The organism is Citrifermentans bremense R1 (assembly GCF_000426865.1).
Taxonomy (GTDB): domain Bacteria; phylum Desulfobacterota; class Desulfuromonadia; order Geobacterales; family Geobacteraceae; genus Geomonas; species Geomonas bremensis.
This window is the reverse complement of record NZ_AUGE01000034.1, coordinates 12,595-35,627: the sequence shown is the minus strand read 5'-3', so window position 1 is coordinate 35,627 and position 23,033 is coordinate 12,595. Positions and strand designations below refer to the sequence as shown.

Below are 23,033 nucleotides of genomic sequence, written 5' to 3'. Positions count from 1 at the left end.
AGGATCAAACTCTCCAGTTTAATTTGAAACCGGAAAATCCGATTCTAGTTTGAAACAACTGACTTGTTACATTTTGAAACCCACAAATGCTGTTTCGTCTACTATTTAGTTTTCAAAGACCAAGCCGCCGTTTGCGACAGATTCAGCACCCTACCCGAACCGGACCAACCTGTCAAGAAATTCTTTTCAGATTTTTTCGAAGCTCTTTCCCCGTCTCAGTCATCGGTGAGATTGCGAGCTTTACGCTCTCAACTTCAAGCTGCTGACTATCAACAGTTAACGAACTTCTTTCCGGCTTATTCGGTTGCAAAGAACTGTGCTGCGAAGTCAGACTTTATAGCAAAGGCGTTTTCTGCTGTCAATGCTTTTTTTCCGACCCGCTGCCGAACAAGTGGTGCGTTCGTCAGCGGATGGTGGTTATAACAAAAGCCCTCACCCGCGTCAACGGGTTTGTTGTTTGTTTTTTCCAATGGTGGAAAAGGGCAACGGTCGGTGCGCTGTGGCGGGTTTTTATGGACTAGATGAACGGGGTGGACGACCTCATGGACAGGCGAATATACACACAGAAAAGGGGGGCGATGCTTGCGCATCGCCCCCCCCTATCACCTGACATTGTCTTTTAGAGCTAGGCGAATCGCACCTTGGCGAAACGACGCTTCCCTACCTGTATGACGTACTCTCCAACGCAGGCTATTTCTAGGTTTTCGTCGGTGACTTTATCGCCGTTTACTTTAACGCCGCCGCCCTGGATGGAGCGACGCCCTTCGCTGTTGGACTTGGTCAACAGCGCCTCCGCAAGCACCTTGCAAAGAAGCACCTTCTCCCCCTCTGCCTTCAAGGTGAACTCAGGCATGTCTTCCGGTGTCTCGTTGTTCTTGAAACGCTTGACGAAGTTTTCATCGGCAAGGGTGGCAGCCTCCGCACCGTGGTAACGGCCCACCATTTCCCGGGCAAGCTGCTTCTTCGCCTCCATCGGATGGATTGCCCCATCCTTCAGATCGGCCTTGAGCTTCTCGAACTCGACTATGGTCAGGTCGCTCAAAAGCTCGTAGTAGCGAACCATCAGCTCGTCGGAGATGGACATGATCTTGCCGTAGATCTCGTCGGCGGGCTCGTTGATGCCTATGTAGTTCCCCAGGGACTTGCTCATCTTGTTCACGCCGTCAAGGCCTTCGAGAAGCGGCATGGTGATCACGCACTGGGGGGCCTGCCCCCACTCCCTTTGCAGTTCGCGCCCCACCAGAAGGTTGAACTTTTGATCGGTGCCGCCCAATTCGACGTCGGCCTTGAGAGCCACTGAATCGTAACCCTGCACCAGCGGGTACATGAACTCGTGGATGCTGATGGGAAGCTGGTTCGAGAAACGGTTGCTGAAATCCTCGCGCTCGAGCATCCGGGCGACGGTGTACTTGGAGGCAAGCCCGATCATGTCGGATGCGGAAAGCTTGCCGAGCCACTCGGAGTTGAAGACAACCTTGGTGAGCTTGGGATCGAGGATCTTGAAGACCTGCTCCTTGTAGGTCTCAGCGTTCTTTAATACGTCCTCGCGGGTCAGCACCTTCCGGGTTTCGGACTTGCCGGTGGGGTCGCCGATCATGCCGGTAAAGTCGCCGATCAGGAAGTGGACTTCGTGGCCAAGCTTCTGGAACTGACGCATCTTGTGCAACAGCACGGTGTGCCCCAGATGCAAATCGGGCGCGGTCGGGTCGAAACCGGCCTTTATCTTGAGCGGCACGCCGGTCTTGACGGATTTCTCGAGCTTCTCAACCAGCTCTTTCTCCACCAGAATCTCTACGGCGCCCCTCTTGATTATTTCCATCTGCTCTGCAACGGTCATCACTTTCCCTCCAGATTTATTTCAAAAATGCCCTCACCCTGTCCCTCTCCCGCCGGGCGAGGGGACGCGTTAGCCGCGTATTCAAGGGAGGGATTGATGCGTCTACCCGCAGGCGATGTTGATTCTCTCGATACCCAAGGCCAGGCCGGTCTTCTCGTCTATTTCGATGGCGACCGCGTTGATGCGTATATCCTTTTTCGCCACCTCGAATTTCGACGGACGCTGGCTCACGAATTTAAGGATGGCCTCTTCCTTCTTCACGCCTATTACCGAATCGAACGCACCGGTCATGCCGGCGTCTGTCATGTAGGCGGTTCCGGCGGTAAGGATGCGCTCGTCCGCGGTCTGCACATGGGTGTGGGTGCCGATAACGGCTGAGACGCGACCGTCGAGGTACCAGCCAAGGGAAACCTTCTCGCTGGTCGCTTCGGCGTGAAAATCAACCAGAATGACAGGCGTCTCCTCCTTCAGCTTCGCTATCTCGCGATCGGCGCAGCGGAAGGGACAGTCGAGGTTGTTCATGAAGACGCGGCCTTCCAGGTTCAGGATGCCGACCTTCACTCCGCCCGGGGTCTTGACTATGGTGGTACCACGGCCGGGGGTCCCCTCCGGATAGTTGGCGGGGCGCACGATCCGCTCTTCCCTCTTGATGTACTCGAGCGCGTCCTTCTTGTCCCAGATGTGGTTGCCGGAGGTGATCATCTGGACGCCGCACTTGAACATGTCCTGAGCGGTTTCCTCGGTCAGGCCGAACCCGCCTGCCGCGTTCTCGCCGTTGGCAATGACCAGGTCGACCATGTGGCGGTCCACGATCCGGTGCAACTCACGGGAAAGGGCCTCGCGCCCCGGCTTCCCGATGACGTCACCGATGAAGAGAAGCTTAACGGGCATATTCGGTGGCCCTGGTTTCCCTGATCACATTCACCTTGATCTGTCCCGGGTAGGTCATCTCGGTCTCGATTTTCTTGGCGATGTCCTTGGCCAAGACCAGCGCACGGTCGTCGGTCACCTGCTCGCTGGATACCATGACGCGGATCTCGCGGCCTGCCTGGATTGCGAAGGAGGTCAGGACGCCGTCGAACGAGGTGGCGATCCTCTCCAGGTCGTCCAGACGCTTCACGTAGGTCTCCATCATTTCGCGGCGGGCGCCGGGGCGGGCGCCGGAAAGCGCGTCGGCTGCCTGCACCAGGACGGCGAGCACCGTCGCCGGCTTCTCGTCCTCGTGGTGCGCCATGATGGCGTGCACGATCTTCGGGGACTCGCCGTACTTTTTGGCGATGTCAGCGCCGATGACGGCGTGGGAGCCTTCGATCTCGTGGTCGACGGCCTTGCCGAGGTCGTGCAGAAGGCCGGCCCTCTTGGCCTGCTTCACGTTGATGCCGAGTTCGGCGGCCATGATGCCGCAAAGGAAGGCTACTTCCAGCGAGTGCTGGTAGACGTTCTGGCTGTAGGAGGTGCGGTACTTGAGCCTGCCGATCAGCTTGAGGATCTCGGGGTGAATGCCGTGCACGCCCAGGTCGAAGGCAGCCTGTTCGCCTGCCTCCTTCATCGCCTGCTCGATTTCTTCCTGAGACTTGGCAACGACCTCTTCGATGCGTCCCGGATGGATCCTGCCGTCGGCGATCAGCTTCTGCAGCGACAGCTTGGCGACTTCCCTTCTTACCGGATTGAACCCGGAAAGGATGACCGCTTCAGGGGTATCGTCGATGATGAGATCGATACCGGTGGCCGCTTCAAGCGCCCTGATGTTGCGGCCTTCGCGGCCGATGATGCGCCCCTTCATTTCGTCGGAGGGAAGGGTCACGACGGAGACGCTCCGCTCGGCGACGTACTCGCCCGCGTAGCGCTGCATGGCTAGGGCCAGAATCTCCTTCGCCTTCTTGTCCGCGGTCTCTCTTGCTTCTTCTTCCATCGCCTTGATCAGCTTGGCGACGTCGAGTTTTGCCTCGTCCTCCATGGAGTCCATGAGGAACTTCTTCGCTTCGGCGGAGGTCATGCCGGCGATCTGCTCTAGCTTCGCCTTCTGCTCGCCGACCAGTGCGTCGAGCTTTTCCTCCTTCTGCCCGAGCGTCTGCTCTTTGGTGACCAGGGACTGCTCGCGAACGGCCAGCGCCTGCTCCCGTTTCAGGAAATCCGCGTCACGCTGGTCAAAAAGGTTGGTCTTCTTGTCGAGATTTTCTTCTTTTTGCTGCAGCCTCTTCTCCAGAGCCTGAAGATCCCGGCGTTTTTCGCGTGTCTCCTGTTCGAACTGTTTCTCCAGCTCTTCTTTTGCCTGGTACACCGCGTCTTTTGCCTGAACGGCGGCCTCCATGGCCATAACTTCAGTCTGGCGCTTGGCGTCCTCGATCATCTTGGCGGCCAGCGTCTCGGCGTCGGTCACCAGGGAGTTGGAGAGTTTTTTGCGCAGCACGTTCCCTATCGCGTAACCGATACCGGCCGCCACGAGCACGAGGATTATGGTTATCGTAATGTCAATACTCACTGTTATTCCCCCTCACATATATTTTTATTAACGCGAACCACCCGAAGCTCGGTGACGATCAAGTCCATCGTCACATCGTGCGATTCGCCGGCTATCTCTTCAACCAGCTGAAAATCGTAACAAAATGCCGCGAGCCTGCCGCTTCTTTCCAAACGATGCAGCGACCGGTCGTAATACCCCTTGCCATAGCCGATCCGCCTGCCGCAGAGGTCGAAGGCGACACCGGGGACCACGATAAGGTCGGCGTCGGCAGGATCGACCGCGTCTCCCTGTGGCTCCAGGATCCCGAACTTGCCGGGAACCAACCGGTCCAGCCCGCAGACCCTGCGAAACTCCAGATCGTTGCCGACGACAGCCGGGTAAAGCAGCGTCTTCCCGGAGTTAAGTGCCGCCATGGCAACGGCGTCAGTCTCAACCTCATGATGGATGGGAGCATAAAGCGCCAGCACCTTGGCGGATTGGAACTCCGGGAGTCCAAAGAAGCGCTGGTGCAAGGCGAAGCTCAGGCTCGCCACCTGCTGCCGCGTCAACTCCCGTCTGCGGGCGAGGGTCGCGGCTCTAAGGCTGCGTTTGGGCATCTTTTCTTATCCGTGACAGGTGCAGAAAGGCAGACGGCAGGGGCCGTCCTAAAGACAGGTACTCTTGGTGAGGGACGCGGATGGTGTAACGAGTGCTGCGTTGACAGGTACGATAGAAAGGGCCGCGTTCAAGTGAGGCGCCATTGAACTTGTATATAATGCAGCCATTAACCTCAGGACATGCTGCTAAACGTCTTTAGGCTACTATCAACAAACACGGGGCAGGGAAAATGGGACCCCGCGCAGGTTCTGGCAAAGCCGTGCAACCGTACAACCGATCTGCTATATGTTGAATCTCCCGCAAGAGACCTGAAACTCTAAACCTGCTGCCGGTCCAAACGTCCGATGAGCCCGGCGATCCGCTCACTGCAGTTATGTCGCTCTTCAGCCAACTCTTTCTGAGCGCCCAACAAGCCCTCAGCCAGGTTCATCAAGGCCAGGATCACGACCACCTGGGTGTCGCCGCCACTTATTGCGGCTTCCGCTTCAGCTAATTTTTCATTAACTAGGGCCTCGACCTGCGCCACATGCTCGGGGGACGAAACGCTCTTTACCTGGAGATCCCTCCCCAGAACCCTTATGCTGTGTGTCGAGATCAAGCTGTCAGACCCCTTCCAACTTCTTGAGAATGGAATCAATTCGGGATTTGAATCCCGCCCGCTCTGCGCAAAGCCTGACGTTCTCCTCTTTCAACCTGACGTTTTCGAGTTTCAGCTCGGCGACGACATTCATTAGAGAAACTACCCGGCCCTCCAGCTCATTAAACAAGTCGTTACTCATTATTGCACCTTTTGCGGCGAAATCTTATGCAATAAGTACTCAAAAGTCAAGGCAATTATTGGAAAAGAGCCTCCACGAACTGGGCCGGATCGAACTCCCGGAGGTCCTCAACCGACTCCCCCACGCCAATGAATCGAACCGGAAGCGCGTACTCATTACTCACCGCTACCACAACCCCACCCTTGGCGCTGCCGTCTAGCTTGGTGAGAACCACGCCGGAGACGAAAGCTGCCTCCTTGAAAAGCTTCGCCTGGGACAGAGCGTTCTGGCCTGTGGCCGCGTCCAGCACCAAAAGCGTCTCGTGCGGGGCGTCGGGGATCTCGCGGGTGAGCACGCGGCGGATCTTCTTCATTTCCTCCATGAGGTTCACCTTGGTGTGCATCCTTCCCGCCGTGTCGATGATGAGGACATCGGTGCCGCGCGCGACGGCAGCCTTGCAGGCGTCGAAGACGACGGCGGAGGGATCCGCCCCCTCCTTGTGGCGCACGATGTCGGCCCCGACGCGCTGCGACCACAGTTCAAGCTGTTCGGCAGCAGCGGCACGGAAAGTGTCAGCTGCGGCCAGAAGAACCTTCTTCCCCTCCCCAGCGTAGCGGGCAGCGAGCTTTCCGATGGTCGTGGTCTTGCCGACGCCGTTCACCCCTATCACCAGGATCACGAACGGCTTCTTGTCGGTCACCACAAGGGGCGCGGCATGAGCCATCAGGCGCAGCTGGATTTCCTCCTTCAGCGCCATCTTCAGAGCCTCCCCGTCCTGCAGTTCGTCCCTCTTGAGCCGCTGCTCCAGGGTCCGGATCAGGTCCACGGTGGTCTTCACCCCTAGGTCGGCCGTAATCAGGATCTCCTCGAGCTCCTCGAGGGTGTCCGTATCGATCTGCTTCTTGCCTAAAAGCAGCGTGTCCATTCGGCCGACGATGCTCTCGTGGGTCTTGCTCAGGCTTTTTTTCAGGCGCTCGAAGAAGCTGGGCTTGGCGGCCTCGGGCTCGGAGGGAGGCGGCACCGCGACGGCAGGTTCATGCCACGCAGCGCGCGGCGCCGGCGCATAGGGCTCGCCCCAGGAAGAGCGTGCAGGCTCCGCAGGTGCGGGGGACTCGGGCGGCGCAACCGGTGCTGCCTGCTCCTGCTGCGGCGGCTGTACCGGGGCCTGCTCCTCCGCAGCCGTCGACGCCTGGCCGGACCCGCCTTCCTGCTTCGCTTCATCCTCAGCGGGAGCGGGTTCCTCTGCGCCCCCCACACCGAGTTTCTTCAGCAGTCCCTTGAAAAAGCCCCTGTTTTCCTCGGCCATCAATAGATCTCCTTATGCAAAAGCGCCGCGGTCTCCCGGAACTTGTTGAGCGCCAAGAGCGGCAGTGCGTTTCTGTTCATGGTCATGACCAGGGCGTAATCCTCGCCCACCGCCCCGACGATCACGTGCTGCTGGTCCGTCGTTATCACGCTTTGCTGCACCGGCCCGGTCTCGTACTTGTGGTGCAGCCCCTTGAAATGAGACAGCAAGATGCCCCAGTGCGCGGCAGCCACCTTGATCTCGAAAGCGTCGCCATGGGTGTGCTGCTCCACGGCCTCCCCTTCCCAATCCGCAAGGATAGCCCCACTAGCACCCGGCACAGCCTCGACCAGTGAAGTCAACAGTTTCTTGAACGGCACGTCAAGCTCCTAGGTTAAGTGAGATGCGGTAAGCCCGGGGCGCCCTATCAAGGGGCAGCTAGCGGTTGAGCCGTACCGATACCAGCTTCGAGACGCCTGGCTCCTCCATGGTGACCCCGTAGAGGGTATCGGCTACTGCCATGGTGGCGCGGTTGTGCGTGATGATGATGAACTGCGAGTTGGCGCTCATCTCGCGCACCATGTCGTTGAACCTGCCGATGTTGGCATCGTCCAGCGGCGCGTCGACCTCGTCCAGCAGACAGAAGGGCGAGGGCTTGATCAGGAAGATGGAGAAGATCAGCGCGACGGCGGTGAGCGCCTTTTCGCCGCCGGAGAGAAGCGACACGTTCTGCAGCTTCTTGCCCGGAGGCTGGACCACGATGTCGAGCCCCGTATTGAGCAGGTCCTCCTCGTCGGTCAGGCGCAGCTCTGCGTGGCCGCCGCAAAAAAGCCTCGGGAAGATGGTTTGGAACTTCTCGTTCACCATCTGGAAGGTTTCGAGGAAGCGTTTGCGCGTGGTGCGGTTGATGCGCTGGATAGCCTTCTGCAGGGCGTTCATCGACTCTTCCAGATCGTCCTTTTGGCTGGAAAGGAAGGAGAAGCGCTCCTCCATCTCCTTGAACTCCTCGATCGCCATCAGGTTGACCTCGCCCATCTCGTTGATCGCCTTTTGCAGCTCGGCCTGGCGCACTGCGCGCTCCTCCTCGTCCCACTCCACCTTGGAGTAGTTCAAAAGGGCGTCCGCGATCTCCATGCGGTGCTTCTCGCGCAGGGTCTCCTCCAGGTGGGAGAGCCGCATGCTGACCTCCGTGAGCCGCAGGCTCTTGGCGTTTAGCTGGTCCCGCAAAAGCGACGCCTCGCTGCGGGTCCCCTTCAGGCGCAGCTCCTCCTCCTGAACCGTTGCCGCCTCCGTCTCGTAGCGCTCCTTCACCAGGAGGAGCGCCTGCTCGCTTCGAAGCTGCTGCTTCACTATGTCGCGCAGCGCCTCCTCGCCGGCTGCGATGGCGTCAATCAGGCGGGTGCGCTCGGCGCCCGAGCCCTCAAGCTCGTTGCCGCGGGAGGCGATCCGGCTGGCAAGGTCGGCGCAAAGCGCCTCCACGCGCTTGTAAGCGCGCTGGGTCGACTCCCCCTTCTCCTTGAGCGCGGCGACCCGCACCTTGAGGGAGGTGACCATCTCGCGCGCCTCTTCCATCTCGAAACGAGATCCTTCCAGGCGCCCCTGCAGCGCCTCGACGTTCTTCTCCAGGGCCAGCTTGCGCTCTTCGGCCTCGCCACGCCGATTTTCCGCCTGGGAGATTTCTTTGGCGACCAGGTCCTGCTCTTCGGAGAGCTGCTCCTCCTCCATCTCCCGGACGGCGGCATTCTCCTCGAGCCTGCGGCACTCGGCCTGGGCGGACTGGAGATCCTTTTCCGCGTTGAGCACCCTGATCTCCAGGCGATGCAGCGACTGGCGCAGTTCGACCCGGTGCGCCTCGGCCTCGGCGATCTCGACCCTTCTGGTTTCTCGGGCCGTCGTGAGCTGCTGCACCTCGCGGGTCAAGCGCTCCACGTCGGCCCCCAGCCCCTTGATCTCGCGCTTTTTGTGGATGATCCCCTGCTGTGCGGGTTCGGCGGAGCCCCCGTTCAGGATCCCGCCGCCGTGGGCCAGGTCGCCGTCGACCGTGACGAAGGTAGCGTGGGGGAAGGAGGCGGCAAGTTCCAATGCGTGCGCAAGGTCACGCGCGAGATAAGCGCCCGACAGCAGCGGCTCGACCAGCTGCGCGTGCTTTGCGGGGACGGTGACCCGCTCCCAAAGCGGCGCGGCGCCGGAAGGCGTTGCACCTGGGTGATGCCAGGGTGGGGCGGTGATGAAGCTGCAGCGCCCGCCGGAGTTCCCCTTGAGGTGCCGGACCGCGTCGAGAGCCAGGTCCGGCGAGCGGCAGAGAAGGTACTGCAGACGCTCACCCAGCACCGATTCGAGCGCCACCTCGAACTCCTCCTCGACCTCGATGGCGTCGGCCAGCATGGTAAGGGATGCCCCCTTGAACGAGTCGGCCAGGAGCAGGTTCTTCACCCCCTGCCCGTACCCGGCGAACTGGGCCTCCAGTTCCTGCAGCGATTTGAGCCTCGACGACGCGGAGGAGAGCTGGTCGCGCAGCTGTTGCAGCAGCTTGTCCCCCGCCTCCTGCGCCTGTTTGAGTTCCGCCTCGCGGCTTCCGGCAAGCGTCAGTTCCGCGTCCAGCAGTTCTTTTTCCCGGGCCAACTGTTCGCGCTCGGCCTTGAGCGCGTCCACCTTCCCGTTCGACTCGAAGAGGCGCTCCCCGAGGAGCACGCGCTCCCGTTTACTTGCCTGCAGGCGCTCGTCGACGGAGGCGAGCCTTTTGACGGCAGCGGCATGCTGGTTGTTCGCCTGCGCCCCCTCGGAGAGTGCCGCGAACATGGCGCGGCGCGCCTCGTCGAGTTCACGGGTAACACCCGCCTCGCTCGCCGCCATTTCCTCCAGCAGCGCCTCCCGGTGCTCTAGCGCCTCGCTCTCGCGCGCGTGCTCTTCAAGAAACGATGCCTGCTGGGTCTCAAGCGAGACGAGTTCCCGCTCGGAGGCAGCCAGCTGGTCCCTGAGCCCCTGGAGTTCCTCCTCGAACCGCGCGCCGTGGCGCTCCTGGTTGGCAAGCTCCCGCCGCTGGAATTCAAGCTTGTTCTCCCCGCCCTGCAGCTCGCTCTTCCAGCGGAAGATCTCCTCCTGGGCGGCGGTCAGCGCGCGCTCGGTCTCCAGCAGGGTTATCCGCTTCCCTTCAATGGAAAGCTCTGCCTCGTTGAGCCGGGCGGTTATGTCGACCAGCTTGGACTCGAGTTCCGCGATCTCGCGCTCCAGCCCCTGCCGCTCCTTCTGCACCGAGCCGTACCCCTTGGCGGCGAAAAGCAGCTCGATCTCCTTCAATTCGAGCCGTATCTCCCGGAAGCGCTCGGCCTTCTTCGCCTGGCGCTGCAGACCGTTCATCTGGCGTTTGATCTCGGAGATGATGTCGCCCAGGCGCAGCAGGTTCTGGCGGGTCGCCTCCATCTTCTTCATGGCGACGACCTTGCGCGCCTTGAACTTGGTGACACCTGCGGCTTCTTCGATCAGGAAGCGGCGCTCCTCGGGCTTGGCGTGCAGGATCATCCCGATCTTCCCCTGCTCGATGATCGAGTAGGCCTTGGCGCCGATACCGGTGTCCATGAAGAGCTCGGCGATGTCCAAAAGCCGGCAGGGGGTCTTGTTCAGCAGGTAATCGCTGTCGCCATCACGGTAGAGGCGACGAGTGACCTGGATTTCGGAAAAGTTGAGGTATTTCGCGGGGACGCGGCCGTCCTCGGTGGAGAAGAACAGGGAAACCTCCGCCATGCCGAGCGGTTTTCTGAACTCGGTGCCGCCGAAGATGATGTCCTCCATCGACTTGCCGCGCAGGTTCTTGGCGGACTGCTCACCCATGACCCAACGGATGGCGTCGACGACGTTGGACTTGCCGCAGCCGTTGGGGCCGACTACCCCGGTTATCGGCTGGTTGAAGTCCAGGACAGCCTTGTCCTGAAAGGATTTGAAGCCGTGTATTTCCAGTCTCTTGATCTTCATGAACTGGGCATATTATCAGAGAGGTGGTTTTAATGTAAAGGATAAGATGGGGGGATGGCGCCTGCACAAAGGCATTTAACAGGGATGAAGGGGATGGAAGGGATAGAGCAGGGACAAACCCAAAGGGAGAAGGCTTTGGATCTGGGGTGATCGACCCTCAGGAGAGGGAAAACCGCTGTACGCCGCCTACACGAAAAGGGGCGCGGTTTCCCGCGCCCCTTTCATGTTTCAGACCCACCCGGGGCTTACGCCTCGGTGGTTTCCTCTGCTGCCGGAGCCTCGGCTACCGGTGCTTCTTCTGCCGGAGCAGCGGCAACCGGAGCTGCCTTGGCGGCCTTAGGCGCCTTGGCCGGCTTGGCGGCTGCTTTCTTCGGTTTCATCTCGGCTTCCACCAGTTCGAGCACGGACACCGGAGCATTGTCACCCGGACGGATGCCGAGCTTGATGATCCTGGTGTAGCCGCCCGGACGCTCGGTGTAACGCGGAGCGATCTCGGTGAAAAGCTTGGTCACGACTTTCTTATCGCGGATGTAGGCGGCTGCCTGCCTGGTCGCGTGAAGGTCACCCCTTTTGCCCAGGGTGATCATCTTCTCGGCGATGGAGCGAAGCTCTTTCGCCTTGGCGTCGGTCGTGGTGATCTTTTCGTGCTGGAGAAAGGATGTCACCATATTCCTGAACATGGCGATCCTGTGGCTCGTGGTCCTGCCTAATCTTCTACCCGCGCTATTGTGACGCATATCTTTTCACTTCCTTTCTATCTATAAATAAAGTCTTGAGGACTATTCTTCTTTCTGCTCGCCGCGCAGGCGCCTCATGATCTCGGGATCCGGGAAGTTATCCAGTTTCATGCCGAGGGTGAGGCCCATGTCGACGAGGATGTCCTTGATTTCGTTCAGAGATTTCCTGCCGAAGTTCTGGGTTTTCAGCATCTCGGCCTCGCTTCTGGAAACGAGTTCACCGATCAGCTTGATCCCTGCGTTCTTCAGGCAATTCGCGGAGCGAACCGAGAGTTCCAGCTCGTCCACCGAGCGGTACAGGTTCTCGTTGAAACGCTCACGCTCCTCCTCCGGCTCCGCCTCCTCCTGGGGCTCCACGTCCTCATCGAAGTTGATGAAGATGGAAAGCTGGTCCTTGAGGATCTTGGAGGCGTAGGCCACGGCGTCCTGCGGCTTCACGCTGCCGTCGGTCCAGACCTCGATGGTGAGCTTGTCGTAGTCGGTGATCTGACCTACGCGAGCGTTGGTTACGGTGAAGTTCACCTTGTGGACCGGGGAGAAGATCGCGTCGATGGGGATGGTCCCTACCGGCGCCTTCTCGTCGCGGTTGCGGTCAGCGGGGACGTACCCTTTGCCGACTTTCACCATGAGGTCCATCTCGAGGTTAGCGTCCTTGGAGCAGGTCGCGATGTGGTGCTCGGGGTTCAGGATCTCCACGTTGTTGTCCGTGATGATGTCCTTGGCCTTGACCACCCCTTCGCCCTTCTGGACGATCCTGATCATCCTGGACTCGTTGCCGTGCACCTTGAGGCGCACACCCTTGAGGTTCAGGATGATGTCCGTCATGTCCTCGGTGACGCCCGGGACTGCAGAGAACTCGTGCAGTACGCCCTTGGCCTTCACAGAGACGATGGCCGCTCCCTGCAGGCTCGAGATGAGGACCCGACGCAGACCTGTTCCCAGGGTGGTGCCGAAGCCCCTTTCGAAGGGTTCGGCAAAGAACTTCCCGTATGTATTTGTGAGCGATTCCGTCTCAACCTGGAGCTTCTTAGGTCTGATCAGATCGCGCCAGTTTCTATACATTTAGATCCCCCTGTATCGGTTGTAGTCAGCCTTTACTTGGAGTAGAGCTCGACAATTAACTGTTCCTGAATCGGCATGGTGATGTCCTCGCGTACCGGCATAGCCTTGACGGTACCTTTGAACGCATCCTTATCCAGTTCAAGCCACTGCGGGATACCCCTGCGTACTACGCCTTCGAGAGATTCGGAGATGGCGGCAACTTTGCGGCTCTTCTCGCGCAGCTGCAGCACATCGCCTGCTTTCACCTGAAGGGAAGGAATGTTGACCTTCTTGCCGTTCAGGGTGAAGTGTCCGTGACGTACCAGCTGGCGTGCCTCGTCGCGCGAGGTTGCGAAGCCAAGGCGGTAAGCGACGTTGTCGAGCCTTCTCTCCAGGATGAAGAGGAGGTTCTCGCCCGTCACGCCTTTCATCCGGTCGGCCGTCTCGAAGTAACCGCGGAACTGGTTCTCGAGGATGCCGTAGATGCGACGCACCTTCTGCTTTTCACGCAGCTGAACACCGTAGTCTGATACCTTTATGCGGCCCTGGCCGTGCTGCCCCGGGGGATAGCTTCTTCTCTTAATGGCACATTTGTCGGTGTAGCAACGCTCGCCTTTAAGAAATAGCTCCGAACCTTCCCGTCTGCACAGCCTGCATGAGGGCCCTGTATACCTAGCCAATTGAAGACCTCCTTGATCCTAACTGATTGTTCCGTAACTCCAGGCTCGATTGAAGCCTAGACTCTTCTTCTCTTCGGGGGACGGCAGCCGTTGTGCGGGATCGGCGTGACGTCGCGGATGAAGCTGACGGCGAAGCCGGCGGCCTGCAGCGCGCGCAGAGCGGACTCGCGGCCGGAACCGGGACCCTTCACGTAGACCTCGATGCTGCGCATACCGTGCTCCTGGGCCTTCTTGGCAGCGTCCTCGGCAGCCATCTGCGCTGCGAACGGGGTGCTCTTCCTGGACCCTTTGAAACCCTTGGCACCGGAGGTGCACCAGGCTACCACGTTACCGACCGGGTCGGTGATGGTGATCATGGTATTGTTGAACGTCGCCTGGATGTGCGCGACGCCGTTGGGAATATTCTTCTTCTCTTTTTTCTTCTTAACGACCTTCTTAGCCGGGCTCGCCATTATCCCTCCAGAATCTTATTTCTTCTTGCCAGCGACCGTACGAGCCGGCCCTTTGCGAGTGCGTGCATTGGTCTTGGTCCGCTGTCCGCGGCAGGGAAGACCTTTCCTGTGACGGAGTCCGCGGTAGCAGCCGAGATCCATCAGACGCTTTATGCTCATGGAAATGTCGCGGCGCAGGTCGCCCTCGACCTTCACGTTCTTATCGATATACTCCCTGATCTTGGTGACTTCAGCCTCGGTCAGGTTGTCGCAACGGGTGTTCATGTCCACACCGGTTGCCGTGAGAATTTCCTGGGACAGAGATCTGCCGATGCCGTAGATGTAGGTGAGTGCGATCTCTATTCTCTTATTTCTGGGTAAGTCTACCCCTGCGATACGTGCCAATGCCCGCTCCTCCTAATGGTTACTCTTAACCCTGTCTCTGTGAATGCTTGGGAGTCTCGCAGATAACGCGGACGATGCCCTTGCGCTTGACTATTTTGCATTTAACACAGATCTTCTTAACCGATGCCCGAACCTTCATAGTTCACTTCCTTTTGAAGACGTATTGCTGTTCTAAATTTGTGTAAGTATCAACGGACCGTTGTCCGTCACTGCCACCGTGTGCTCAAAGTGCGCCGAGAGCCCGCCGTCCGTGGTGACAGCGGTCCAGCCGTCCTCCAGCACCCGCACGTCGTATCCCTTTTCGTTGATCATGGGCTCAATGGCGAGCACCATGCCCGGCTTCAGCTTGGGCCCTTTCCCGGCAGCGCCGAAGTTGGGGATCTGCGGCCCCTCGTGCAGCTCCTTGCCGATGCCGTGCCCGACAAAGTCGCGCACCACCGAAAAGCCGCGCGCCTCGACATAGGCCTGTACCGCATGGGAAACGTCCGAGAGGCGGTGCGAGGCGTCAGCGACCTCGATCGCCTTGAAGAGCGACTCCTCGGTGACCTTGATCAGCTTGGCTGCGGTGGGCGAGATCTCGCCCACCGGGACCGTGATCGCCGAATCTCCGTAATAGCCGCAGTAGACGACTCCGAAGTCTAGGCTGACGATGTCGCCTGAGGCCAGGACGCGCTGCGTGGCAAAGCCATGCACCACCTGCTCGTTTACCGAGCAACAAAGCGAAAAGGGGAAGCCGCTGTAACCCTTGAAGGCTGGCTTCGCCTTCCTCTTCAGCGTTTCCCTCTCCGCGAATGCGTCAAGTTCAGCCAGGGTAACCCCCGGCACCACTTTTTCCCTGAGCCCGGCCAGGATCTCCGCTACGATCCTTCCGGCAGCCGCCATCTTCTCGATCTCAGCCGGGGACTTGAGTACTATCACCGCTAGGCCCGTATCGCCGCGAGGATGTCCGACTGGACCCCTTCCACGGTCCCGAGGCCATCGACGGAGCGGAGCACCCCTGCCGCCTGGTAGTAGGCGATCAAAGGCGCGGTCTGCGCTTCGTAAACCGCCAGGCGGTTCAGGATGGTTTCTTCCTTGTCGTCCTCACGCTGGACCAGTTGGCCGGAGCAGGCATCGCAGACACCTGCCACTTTGGAGGGGGCAAAGTCAACGTGGTAGCCGGCGCCGCAATTGGCACAGGCGCGACGGCCGGTAAGCCGCTTCAGCAGCTCTCCCTTGTCCACCGAGAGCGAGACTACGTGGTCGATCGACTTTCCCATACCGGAAAGGACCTGACCCAGCGCGTCCGCCTGGGGGACCGTACGGGGAAAACCGTCCAGGATAAATCCCTTCTGGCAGTCCGCCTGCGCCAGCCGCTCCTCGACGATGCCGATCACGACTTCGTCCGGAACCAGCGCGCCGGAGTCCATATATCCCTTGGCCTTAGCTCCCATGGGAGTGAGCTCTTTAACGGCAGCCCGCAGTATATCGCCTGTCGATATCTGCGGGATACCAAACCTGTCTATGAGAAGTTTTGCCTGGGTCCCCTTGCCGACGCCCGGGGGTCCGAGGAGGATGAGATTCATGATAACCCCTTACCTTCTGCCCTGGATGCGCACGCCCTTCATGAACCCTTCGTAGCTTCGGGTAATCAGGTGCGCCTCGATCTGCGACAGAGTGTCCATGCCGACACCGACGGCGATCAGCAGGGAAGTGCCGCCAAAATAGAAGGGGAGGTTGAATTTCCCAATCAGGATCGAAGGAAGCACGCAGACCGCGGAGATGTAAATGGCGCCGGCGAAGGTCAACTTGGTCAGCACCGCATCAAGGAAGTCGGAGGTCTCCTTACCGGGACGGATCCCGGGCACATACCCCCCCTGTTTCTTGACGTTATCGGCGACATCAACCGGGTTGAAAGTCACAGCCGTGTAGAAGTAACAGAAAAAGACGATAAAGGCAACAAATAAAACCTCGTAAAGCAACTTTCCGGGGGCCAACTGCTTGGAGGCCGCCTGCACCCAGGGGACGTCGATGAAGTTGCCCACCGTGGCCGGGAACATGATGATCGACGAGGCGAAGATAGGCGGGATGACGCCGGCCATGTTCACCTTGAGCGGCAGGTGCGAGCTCTGCGCGCCTACGGTCTTGAGCCCCACCACCCTCTTGGCGTAGTGGATCGGAATCCTGCGCTGGCCGCGCTCCATGAATACCACCGCCGCGATCACCGCGAACATCACCGCGGCGATCAGGAGCAGCACGAACAGGGAGAGCTCGCCCGTCTTGATCAAACGGAAGCTGTTGCCGATCGCGGTCGGGATGCGAGCCACGATGCCGGCGAAGATGATCAGGGAGATGCCGTTGCCGATACCCTTCTCAGACATCTGCTCGCCGAGCCACATGATGAAGGCGGTGCCTGCGGTAAGGGTGATCACCGTCATCAGCCTGAAGCCCCAGCCGGGGTTCGGAACTACAAGCTCGCCGGCCGGACCGCGCATGGCCTCGAGGCCGATGCTGATGCCGAACGCCTGAACCACCGCCAGCACGATGGTGCCGTAGCGGGTGTACTGGATGATCTTCTTCCTTCCAGCGTCACCTTCCTTGGAAAGCTTCTCCACGGCCGGAAGCACAACGGTGAGGAGTTGGAAGATGATGGAGGAGGAGATATACGGCATGATGCCGAGTGCGAAGACGGTGAGCTTCTCGAGAGCCCCGCCAGAAAACATGTCGAACATACCGAGCAGCGTGCCCTGCGCAGCCTTGAAGAACTGGGCGAGGGCCTGGGCGTCGATGCCCGGGGTAGGGATATGGCACCCTACCCGGTAGACGGCCAGCATGGCCAGCGAGAAGAGAACCTTCTTTTTAAGCTCGGGGATCTTGAAAATGTTCTGGAAGGCTTCTATCAAGACTAGATCTCCTCGATGGAACCACCTGCCGCAGTTATTTTTTCGCGAGCAGAGGCGCTGAATTTGTGGGCCTTGATGGTCAGTGCACGGGTGATGTCACCCGTCGCCAGCACCTTGATGCCGTCACGCACGCCGGAGATGATCCCGCTTTTCAGCAGCGCTTCAGCGTCGATGACGCTCCCCGCCTCGAACACTTCGAGCTGGCAGAGGTTCACCAGTGCGTAGTCCTTCTTGGAGAGCGGGGTGAAGCCGCGCTTGGGAAGTCTTCTGTGCATCGGCATCTGGCCGCCCTCGAAGCCGGGCTTCACCGAGCCGCCGGAGCGCGCCTTCTGGCCCTTGTGGCCCTTGGTAGCGGTCTTGCCGTGACCGGAGCCTACGCCCCTGCCGATACGCTTTCTATTCTTGGTCGACCCGACGGCCGGTTTGATGGTATTTAATTGCATTTTTATCACCTTTAGGGGGATTACTCTTCGACTCTTACCAGATGGGCCACCTTGGCGATCATGCCACGGATCTCCGGGGTGTCCTGCAGGGTCACGGTCTTCTCACGCTTGGTGAGCCCCATGCCGAGCAGGCGGCCTTTCATTTTCTCGGACTGGCCGATGGCGCTCCGAACCAGGGTTATCTTCAGCTCTGCAGACATGTTCAACTCCTTAAATGCTATTCGGTGATGCCGCGGCGCGCCATCAGCTCTTCCGCAGTCTTGAGACGGGAGAGACCCGCGAATGCGGCCTTGACCACGTTGTGCGGGTTATTGGAGCCCAGGCACTTGGCAAGGATGTTGTGCAGACCTGCCGACTCGAATACCGCGCGGGCGGCACCGCCTGCGATAACACCGGTACCCGGAGAAGCGGGCATCATGAGAACCTTGCCTGCGCCGAAGCAGCCGAGGATCTCGAACGGGATGGTCTGCCCGGCCACGATGGGAACCTTGATCAGGTTCTTCTTGGCCTGCTCGACCCCTTTGCGGATCGCTTCCGGCACTTCGTTGGCCTTGCCCAGGCCGTAGCCCACGCAGCCGTTACCGTCGCCTACCACCACGAGGGCGGAGAAGCTGAACCTGCGGCCACCCTTCACCACCTTGGCTACGCGGCTGATGTGGACGACCCTATCGGTAAGATTCATTTCACTGGCATTGATCTTAAGCAAACTAATTCCTCCTTACCTGCCCTAGAAGGACAGACCGTTTTCGCGTGCGGCGTCAGCCAGAGCTTTGATCCTACCGTGGTAGAGGAAGCCGTTGCGGTCGAAGACCACGGCGGTGATTTCCTTCTCCAGGGCCTTCTTGGCAATCGCAGCGCCCACCTTAGCGGCGGCTTCGGCGTTGCCGGTGTAGCTGAGCCCCTCGGCAACGTCGCCCGCCAGGGTGGAGGCCGAGGCGAGGGTTGCGCCGGTGGTGTCGTCGATCAACTGAGCGTATATGTGGCGTGCACTCTTGAAGACGTTCAGTCTCGGGCGTGCCGGCGATCCGGTAATTTTCTTCCTGACCCTGGTCTGTCTCTTAAGACGAGCTACCTGTTTTTGGGCTAAAGAACTCAAGGCACTTCTCCTTAGCAATTGCTATTTTTTACCGGTCTTGCCGGCTTTTCTCAGAATCGTTTCGTCAGCGTACTTGACACCCTTACCCTTGTACGGCTCGGGCGGACGGAACGCACGGATCTTGGCAGCGGTCTCGCCGACCACCTCCTTATCGATCCCCATCACTTTGAGCTTGGTCATCTTCTCGACCTCGACCGTGATGCCGGCAGGAAGCTCGAAGTTGACCGGGTGCGAAAAGCCCAGGGCCAGGTTCAGCACGTTCCCCTTCACCTCGGCGCGGTAACCGACGCCGTTGATCTCAAGCAGGGTCTCGAATCCTTTGGAAACGCCGATCACCATGTTGTTGATCAGGGTCCTGGTCAGGCCGTGGGCGGAGCGGGACTTGATGGTGTCGTCGTTCCTGGTCACCGTTACCGCCTGCGCGGTCACGTCGATGGCGACGCCTTCCCCGATGTTGCGGGCGAGTTTCCCTTTCGGGCCCTCCACTTTGATTTCAGGGGCGTTGTATATGACTTTCACCCCCGCGGGAATCGCGATGGGAAGTTTTCCTATTCTAGACATGCAAAGCTCCTTAAAGCGAAATGACTACCAGACCGTGCAGAGAACTTCCCCGCCGATGCCCATTTCACGGGCGGTCTTGTCGGTTACCAGCCCCTTCGAAGTCGAGAGGATGGCGACGCCCAGTCCGTTCTTCACCTGCTTGATCTTGTCGGAGTTGACATAGACCCGGCCGCCCGGTTTGCTGATCCTCTTGATCTCGTTGATGACCGGTTCCTTCTCGTCGATGAACTTGAGGTAAACCCGCAGGATCCCCTGCTTGTTGTCCGCAATCACCTTGAAGTTCTTGATGAACCCTTCGGCGCGCAGCACCGTGGCGAGGCTCACCTTGAGGTTCGACGAAGGAATGTCAACTTTCTGGTGTTTTGCCATACCAGCGTTCCTGATTCTGGTCAGCATGTCGGCAACTGGATCTGTCATGCACATACAAACTACTCCTCTTTCCTAAATCGGAATCTTATTACCAACTGGACTTTATCACACCGGGAACCTGACCGAGGTTGGACAGCTTCCTCAGGCAGATCCTGCACATGTCAAATTTCCGGTAGTAAGCTCTGGGGCGGCCGCACAAAGGGCAGCGATTGCGCTCGCGCACCTTGAACTTGTTCCCTCTCTGAGCCTTTATGATCATAGATGTCTTAGCCACGGAGTTCCTCCAAACCTGTATTAGTTCCTGAACGGCAGACCCATCAGCTTGAGCAGGGCTTTCCCCTCAGCGTCGGTCTTTGCCGTGGTCACGATCGTGATATTGAGACCCTTGATCTTGTCGACCTTGTCGTAATCGATCTCGGGGAAGATCAACTGCTCCTTGACGCCCAGGGAGTAGTTACCCTTGCCGTCGAAGGCCTTGCCGGAGATCCCCTTGAAGTCGCGCACGCGCGGCAGCGAAACGCTTACCAGGCGGTCGAGGAACTCGTACATCTTCTCGCGGCGCAACGTCACGGCGCAGCCGATAGGCATCCCCTGGCGCAGCTTGAAGCCAGCGATGGACTTCTTCGCCTTGGTGATGACCGGGCGCTGCCCGGTGATGGCGGCGAGCTCTTCGGCTGCGGAATCCAGGATCTTGACGTTCTGGATCGCTTCGCCGAGGCCCATGTTGACCACGATCTTCACCAGCTTGGGGACTTCCATGATGTTCTTGTAGTTCTGGTCCTTCATGAGGGCCGGAACCATCTCTTTATTGTAAAGCTCAGCTAGCCGTGCCATTGCAATCCTCCAAACTATTTATCGAAAGACTCGCCGCATTTTACGCAGCAGCGCGCCTTTTTACCGTCTTCGAGTACGGTGGTTTTGGTCCTGACCGGCTTGTTGCACTTCCCGCAGAGCAGCATGACGTTGGAGATGTGCACCGGAGCTTCCTTCTCCAGGATGCCCCCCTGCTCGGACCCGCGGGGCTTCTGGTGGCGCTTGACCACGTTGACCCCTTCGACGATGACCCCGTCCTTCTTGGGATGGATGGAGATCACCTTGCCGCTTTTGGAGCGGTCCTTGCCCGCGATGACCACGACGGTGTCGTTTTTCTTAACATGTAATTTTTTGCCCAGCATCTCTTATTCTCCAGGATCTTGTCTAAAGTACCTCGGGGGCGAGGGATATGATCTTCATGAACTTCTTGGCGCGAAGTTCCCTGGCGACCGGCCCGAAGATACGAGTGCCGACCGGCTCCTTGGCGTTGTTGATGACCACGCCGGAGTTGGTGTCGAAACGGATGTAGGAGCCGTCAGGACGTCCCACAGCCTTGGCGGTGCGCACCACGACAGCCTTCACCACGTCGCCCTTTTTCACCTTCGAATTGGGGAGAGCTTCCTTCACGGAAGCGACGATGATGTCGCCAATCCCGGCGTAACGGCGCTTGGAGCCGCCGAGCACTTTAATGCAAAAGAGCTTCTTCGCGCCGGAGTTGTCCGCCACGTCCAATAGTGTCTGCATCTGAATCATTGTTTAACTCCCGGCGAGCCCTTAACCCTTGGACTCGATAATCTGTCTGATTTTCCAGCGCTTGTCCTTGGAAGGCGGACGAGTCTCTACGATGAGGACGCGATCGCCGATCTTGGCGGCATTGTCCATGTCGTGCGCCTTGTACTTGGCGGAGCGCTTGATGTACTTGTTGTAGACGGGGTGCTTCACCAGACGGTCGACCTTCACTACCGCGGTCTTGTCCATCTTGTCGCTGACGACCACACCGACCTGAGTTTTCCTGTTGCCTCTTTCGCTCATATATATCTCTTAGCCTCTCTTTTCACGGAGTATGGTCTTCACGCGGGCGATATCCTTCCTCAGGTTGGAAAGTTTGGAGGTGTTTTCCAGCCGCCCGGTGTGAAGCTGAAACTTCACGTTGAAGAGTTCCTTGGTCAGCTCCGCGCCTTTGGCCTCGAGCTCAGCAGCCGTCGCTTTATTCAGTTCGTTAGCCTTCATTGATTTCCGTCCTTGTGATGAACTTGCTGGCTACGGGGAGCTTGTGCGCCGCGAGCCTGAATGCCTCGCGCGCCACTTCCTCGGTGACCCCTTCCATCTCGTAAAGGATCCTGCCCGGCTTAATGACGCAAACCCATGAGTCCGGGGATCCTTTCCCCTTACCCATACGGGTCTCGGCGGGTTTCGAGGTGAGTGGCTTGTCCGGGAAGATGCGGATCCAGATCTTGCCGCCCCTCTTGATATAACGGGTCATAGCGATACGGGCCGCTTCGATCTGGCGGGAGTCCAGCCAGCCGCACTCGGTAGCCTGCAGGCCGAAGTCGCCGAAGGCGAGCTCGACGCCGCGCTGCGGAGTACCGGTCATGCGCCCCTTCATCTGCTTTCTATACTTAACTTTCTTGGGCATTAACATCGCAAAAAACTCCTGTTCCTATTTTTTAGCGGAGAGTACTTCACCCTTGAAGAGGAGCACTTTTACGCCGATGATCCCGTAGGTGGTCTTCGCCTCGGCAAAGCCATAGTCGATGTCCGCGCGCAACGTGTGCAGCGGCACCCTTCCCTCGCGGTACCATTCCGTCCTGGACATCTCTGCGCCGCCCAGACGGCCCGAGCAGGTAATCCTGATACCCTTGGCGCCGAACTTGAGCGTCGAGGTGACGCTCTTTTTCATGGCACGGCGGAACGCGATACGGCGCTCCAGCTGCATGGCCACGTTCTCGGCGACGAGCTGTGCGTCCAGCTCGGGCTTCCTGACTTCCTGTATATTAAGGTAGACCTCTTTGTCGGTGAGCTTGGCCAGCTCCTTCTTCAGAGTCTCGACCTCGGAGCCCTTCTTGCCGATGATGAGGCCCGGACGAGCGGTGAAGATGTTGATCTTCGCCTTGCCCGCAGCGCGCTCGATCTCGATCTTGGAGACGCCCGAATGATACAGCCTTTTTTTAAGGAAATTGCGCAGCTTCAGGTCTTCGTGAAGAAGCTTTGCATAATCTTTTTCCGCGTACCATTTCGAATCCCAGGTTTTAATAACCCCGAGTCTGAACCCGATAGGATTTACTTTCTGACCCAAAACATCACCTCCGACCCGTTTCTTATTTCTTTTCCGCAAGGACCACGGTAATGTGGCTCGTCGGTTTTCTGATCTTGCTGGCCCGGCCCATGGCGCGGGGGGTGAAGCGCTTAAGTACTGCGCCGCCATCGACGAAAATCGTCTTGACGAAGAGCTTGTCCACATCGGAGCAACCCTTCTGCTCGGCATTGGCCACGGCAGAGGAGAGGAGCTTCGAGATGAGCTTCGCCGACGGTTGCGGCGAGAAACGCAGAGTGTTCAGCGCAGTCTGAATGCCCTTGCCCCTGACGAGATCCACGACCAGGCGTGTCTTTCTCGGCGAGAGGCGGACAGAGGATAATTTAGCCGATGATTCCATTACAAAACTCC

At 59.0% G+C, this 23,033-nt stretch carries 34 protein-coding genes; all 34 read right to left on the bottom strand.

The annotated features are described in order from the left end of the window. Positions 1 to 296: 296 nt before the first annotated feature. The gene (locus K419_RS23625) at positions 297 to 590 is read right to left on the bottom strand and encodes a hypothetical protein (protein WP_156912226.1); all 294 of its coding nucleotides are present in this window, start codon (positions 588 to 590) and stop codon (positions 297 to 299) included. Positions 591 to 625: 35 nt separating this feature from the next. Continuing rightward, positions 626 to 1,837 (bottom strand): tyrosine--tRNA ligase, encoded by a 1,212-nt coding sequence (gene tyrS, locus K419_RS0116615; protein ID WP_026842557.1) that lies wholly within the window; start codon positions 1,835 to 1,837, stop codon positions 626 to 628. Between the two features lie 102 nt (positions 1,838 to 1,939). After that, positions 1,940 to 2,728, bottom strand: a complete 789-nt coding sequence (locus tag K419_RS0116610) for a TIGR00282 family metallophosphoesterase (RefSeq protein WP_026842556.1) — start codon at positions 2,726 to 2,728, stop codon at positions 1,940 to 1,942. Then, entirely contained in the window at positions 2,718 to 4,313 is a 1,596-nt protein-coding gene (rny, locus tag K419_RS0116605; protein ID WP_026842555.1) for a ribonuclease Y, read from the bottom strand. The genes K419_RS0116610 and rny overlap by 11 nt, the downstream gene beginning before the upstream one ends. An 8-nt stretch (positions 4,314 to 4,321) precedes the next feature. Beyond that, on the bottom strand, positions 4,322 to 4,897 hold the full coding sequence (locus K419_RS0116600) for a 5-formyltetrahydrofolate cyclo-ligase (protein ID WP_026842554.1): 576 nt from the start codon (positions 4,895 to 4,897) through the stop codon (positions 4,322 to 4,324). A 317-nt stretch (positions 4,898 to 5,214) separates the two neighbouring features. Continuing rightward, positions 5,215 to 5,496, bottom strand: coding sequence for a cell division protein ZapA (locus K419_RS0116595; protein WP_026842553.1), 282 nt, complete (start codon positions 5,494 to 5,496; stop codon positions 5,215 to 5,217). 4 nt (positions 5,497 to 5,500) lie between these two features. Next, positions 5,501 to 5,677 carry a hypothetical protein gene (locus K419_RS23885; RefSeq protein WP_198013123.1) on the bottom strand — a complete coding sequence of 59 codons (177 nt, stop codon included), beginning with the start codon at positions 5,675 to 5,677 and terminating at the stop codon, positions 5,501 to 5,503. Between the two features lie 55 nt (positions 5,678 to 5,732). Further along, positions 5,733 to 6,962, bottom strand: coding sequence for a signal recognition particle-docking protein FtsY (ftsY, locus tag K419_RS0116585; RefSeq protein ID WP_026842552.1), 1,230 nt, complete (start codon positions 6,960 to 6,962; stop codon positions 5,733 to 5,735). Beyond that, positions 6,962 to 7,321: a roadblock/LC7 domain-containing protein gene (locus K419_RS0116580; RefSeq protein WP_026842551.1), complete on the bottom strand. Its 360-nt coding sequence runs from the start codon at positions 7,319 to 7,321 to the stop codon at positions 6,962 to 6,964. The genes ftsY and K419_RS0116580 overlap by 1 nt, the downstream gene beginning before the upstream one ends. Positions 7,322 to 7,379: 58 nt before the next feature. After that, positions 7,380 to 10,910, bottom strand: coding sequence for a chromosome segregation protein SMC (gene smc, locus K419_RS0116575; protein WP_026842550.1), 3,531 nt, complete (start codon positions 10,908 to 10,910; stop codon positions 7,380 to 7,382). Positions 10,911 to 11,155: 245 nt separating this feature from the next. Continuing rightward, positions 11,156 to 11,647 carry a 50S ribosomal protein L17 gene (gene rplQ / locus K419_RS0116565; protein ID WP_026842549.1) on the bottom strand — a complete coding sequence of 164 codons (492 nt, stop codon included), beginning with the start codon at positions 11,645 to 11,647 and terminating at the stop codon, positions 11,156 to 11,158. Between the two features lie 42 nt (positions 11,648 to 11,689). Next, entirely contained in the window at positions 11,690 to 12,709 is a 1,020-nt protein-coding gene (locus tag K419_RS0116560; protein ID WP_012529393.1) for a DNA-directed RNA polymerase subunit alpha, read from the bottom strand. Positions 12,710 to 12,741: 32 nt separating this feature from the next. Continuing rightward, positions 12,742 to 13,368: a 30S ribosomal protein S4 gene (rpsD, locus tag K419_RS0116555; protein ID WP_026842548.1), complete on the bottom strand. Its 627-nt coding sequence runs from the start codon at positions 13,366 to 13,368 to the stop codon at positions 12,742 to 12,744. A 56-nt stretch (positions 13,369 to 13,424) separates the two neighbouring features. Next, entirely contained in the window at positions 13,425 to 13,820 is a 396-nt protein-coding gene (rpsK, locus tag K419_RS0116550; RefSeq protein ID WP_012529391.1) for a 30S ribosomal protein S11, read from the bottom strand. A gap of 15 nt (positions 13,821 to 13,835) precedes the next feature. Next, positions 13,836 to 14,204, bottom strand: a complete 369-nt coding sequence (gene rpsM, locus K419_RS0116545) for a 30S ribosomal protein S13 (protein WP_026842547.1) — start codon at positions 14,202 to 14,204, stop codon at positions 13,836 to 13,838. Positions 14,205 to 14,229: 25 nt separating this feature from the next. Further along, complete coding sequence (gene rpmJ, locus K419_RS0116540; protein WP_012529389.1) at positions 14,230 to 14,343, bottom strand: 50S ribosomal protein L36; 114 nt, start codon at positions 14,341 to 14,343, stop codon at positions 14,230 to 14,232. Between the two features lie 32 nt (positions 14,344 to 14,375). Then, positions 14,376 to 15,122, bottom strand: a complete 747-nt coding sequence (gene map, locus K419_RS0116535; RefSeq protein ID WP_026842546.1) for a type I methionyl aminopeptidase — start codon at positions 15,120 to 15,122, stop codon at positions 14,376 to 14,378. A 2-nt stretch (positions 15,123 to 15,124) separates the two neighbouring features. After that, positions 15,125 to 15,769 (bottom strand): adenylate kinase, encoded by a 645-nt coding sequence (locus tag K419_RS0116530; protein ID WP_026842545.1) that lies wholly within the window; start codon positions 15,767 to 15,769, stop codon positions 15,125 to 15,127. A gap of 9 nt (positions 15,770 to 15,778) precedes the next feature. After that, the gene (secY, locus tag K419_RS0116525; RefSeq protein WP_026842544.1) at positions 15,779 to 17,086 is read right to left on the bottom strand and encodes a preprotein translocase subunit SecY; all 1,308 of its coding nucleotides are present in this window, start codon (positions 17,084 to 17,086) and stop codon (positions 15,779 to 15,781) included. A 2-nt stretch (positions 17,087 to 17,088) separates the two neighbouring features. Beyond that, positions 17,089 to 17,529, bottom strand: a complete 441-nt coding sequence (rplO, locus tag K419_RS0116520; RefSeq protein ID WP_026842543.1) for a 50S ribosomal protein L15 — start codon at positions 17,527 to 17,529, stop codon at positions 17,089 to 17,091. A gap of 20 nt (positions 17,530 to 17,549) precedes the next feature. Beyond that, positions 17,550 to 17,729, bottom strand: a complete 180-nt coding sequence (rpmD, locus tag K419_RS0116515; protein WP_012529384.1) for a 50S ribosomal protein L30 — start codon at positions 17,727 to 17,729, stop codon at positions 17,550 to 17,552. Positions 17,730 to 17,746: 17 nt separating this feature from the next. After that, positions 17,747 to 18,235, bottom strand: a complete 489-nt coding sequence (gene rpsE, locus K419_RS0116510; protein ID WP_012529383.1) for a 30S ribosomal protein S5 — start codon at positions 18,233 to 18,235, stop codon at positions 17,747 to 17,749. Between the two features lie 21 nt (positions 18,236 to 18,256). After that, the gene (gene rplR / locus K419_RS0116505) at positions 18,257 to 18,625 is read right to left on the bottom strand and encodes a 50S ribosomal protein L18 (protein WP_012529382.1); all 369 of its coding nucleotides are present in this window, start codon (positions 18,623 to 18,625) and stop codon (positions 18,257 to 18,259) included. A 21-nt stretch (positions 18,626 to 18,646) separates the two neighbouring features. Then, positions 18,647 to 19,186, bottom strand: coding sequence for a 50S ribosomal protein L6 (gene rplF / locus K419_RS0116500; protein WP_026842541.1), 540 nt, complete (start codon positions 19,184 to 19,186; stop codon positions 18,647 to 18,649). Between the two features lie 24 nt (positions 19,187 to 19,210). Continuing rightward, positions 19,211 to 19,609: a 30S ribosomal protein S8 gene (gene rpsH / locus K419_RS0116495; RefSeq protein WP_012529380.1), complete on the bottom strand. Its 399-nt coding sequence runs from the start codon at positions 19,607 to 19,609 to the stop codon at positions 19,211 to 19,213. 34 nt (positions 19,610 to 19,643) lie between these two features. Next, positions 19,644 to 19,829: a type Z 30S ribosomal protein S14 gene (locus tag K419_RS23225; RefSeq protein WP_012529379.1), complete on the bottom strand. Its 186-nt coding sequence runs from the start codon at positions 19,827 to 19,829 to the stop codon at positions 19,644 to 19,646. Positions 19,830 to 19,849: 20 nt separating this feature from the next. Next, positions 19,850 to 20,389 carry a 50S ribosomal protein L5 gene (rplE, locus tag K419_RS0116490; protein WP_012529378.1) on the bottom strand — a complete coding sequence of 180 codons (540 nt, stop codon included), beginning with the start codon at positions 20,387 to 20,389 and terminating at the stop codon, positions 19,850 to 19,852. Between the two features lie 14 nt (positions 20,390 to 20,403). Continuing rightward, entirely contained in the window at positions 20,404 to 20,730 is a 327-nt protein-coding gene (rplX, locus tag K419_RS0116485; RefSeq protein WP_012529377.1) for a 50S ribosomal protein L24, read from the bottom strand. Between the two features lie 22 nt (positions 20,731 to 20,752). Continuing rightward, a complete protein-coding gene (rplN, locus tag K419_RS0116480; RefSeq protein WP_012529376.1) occupies positions 20,753 to 21,121 on the bottom strand; it encodes a 50S ribosomal protein L14 in 369 nt (122 codons plus the stop codon). Positions 21,122 to 21,142: 21 nt separating this feature from the next. Then, entirely contained in the window at positions 21,143 to 21,400 is a 258-nt protein-coding gene (gene rpsQ, locus K419_RS0116475; protein WP_026842540.1) for a 30S ribosomal protein S17, read from the bottom strand. Between the two features lie 9 nt (positions 21,401 to 21,409). Then, complete coding sequence (gene rpmC / locus K419_RS0116470; RefSeq protein WP_026842539.1) at positions 21,410 to 21,598, bottom strand: 50S ribosomal protein L29; 189 nt, start codon at positions 21,596 to 21,598, stop codon at positions 21,410 to 21,412. Further along, positions 21,588 to 22,010: a 50S ribosomal protein L16 gene (rplP, locus tag K419_RS0116465; protein WP_012529373.1), complete on the bottom strand. Its 423-nt coding sequence runs from the start codon at positions 22,008 to 22,010 to the stop codon at positions 21,588 to 21,590. Before rplP ends, rpmC begins: the two co-directional genes overlap by 11 nt. A gap of 18 nt (positions 22,011 to 22,028) precedes the next feature. Continuing rightward, positions 22,029 to 22,664, bottom strand: coding sequence for a 30S ribosomal protein S3 (rpsC, locus tag K419_RS0116460; protein WP_012529372.1), 636 nt, complete (start codon positions 22,662 to 22,664; stop codon positions 22,029 to 22,031). Positions 22,665 to 22,686: 22 nt separating this feature from the next. Continuing rightward, the gene (gene rplV / locus K419_RS0116455) at positions 22,687 to 23,022 is read right to left on the bottom strand and encodes a 50S ribosomal protein L22 (RefSeq protein WP_012529371.1); all 336 of its coding nucleotides are present in this window, start codon (positions 23,020 to 23,022) and stop codon (positions 22,687 to 22,689) included. Between the last annotated feature and the right edge of the window lie 11 nt (positions 23,023 to 23,033).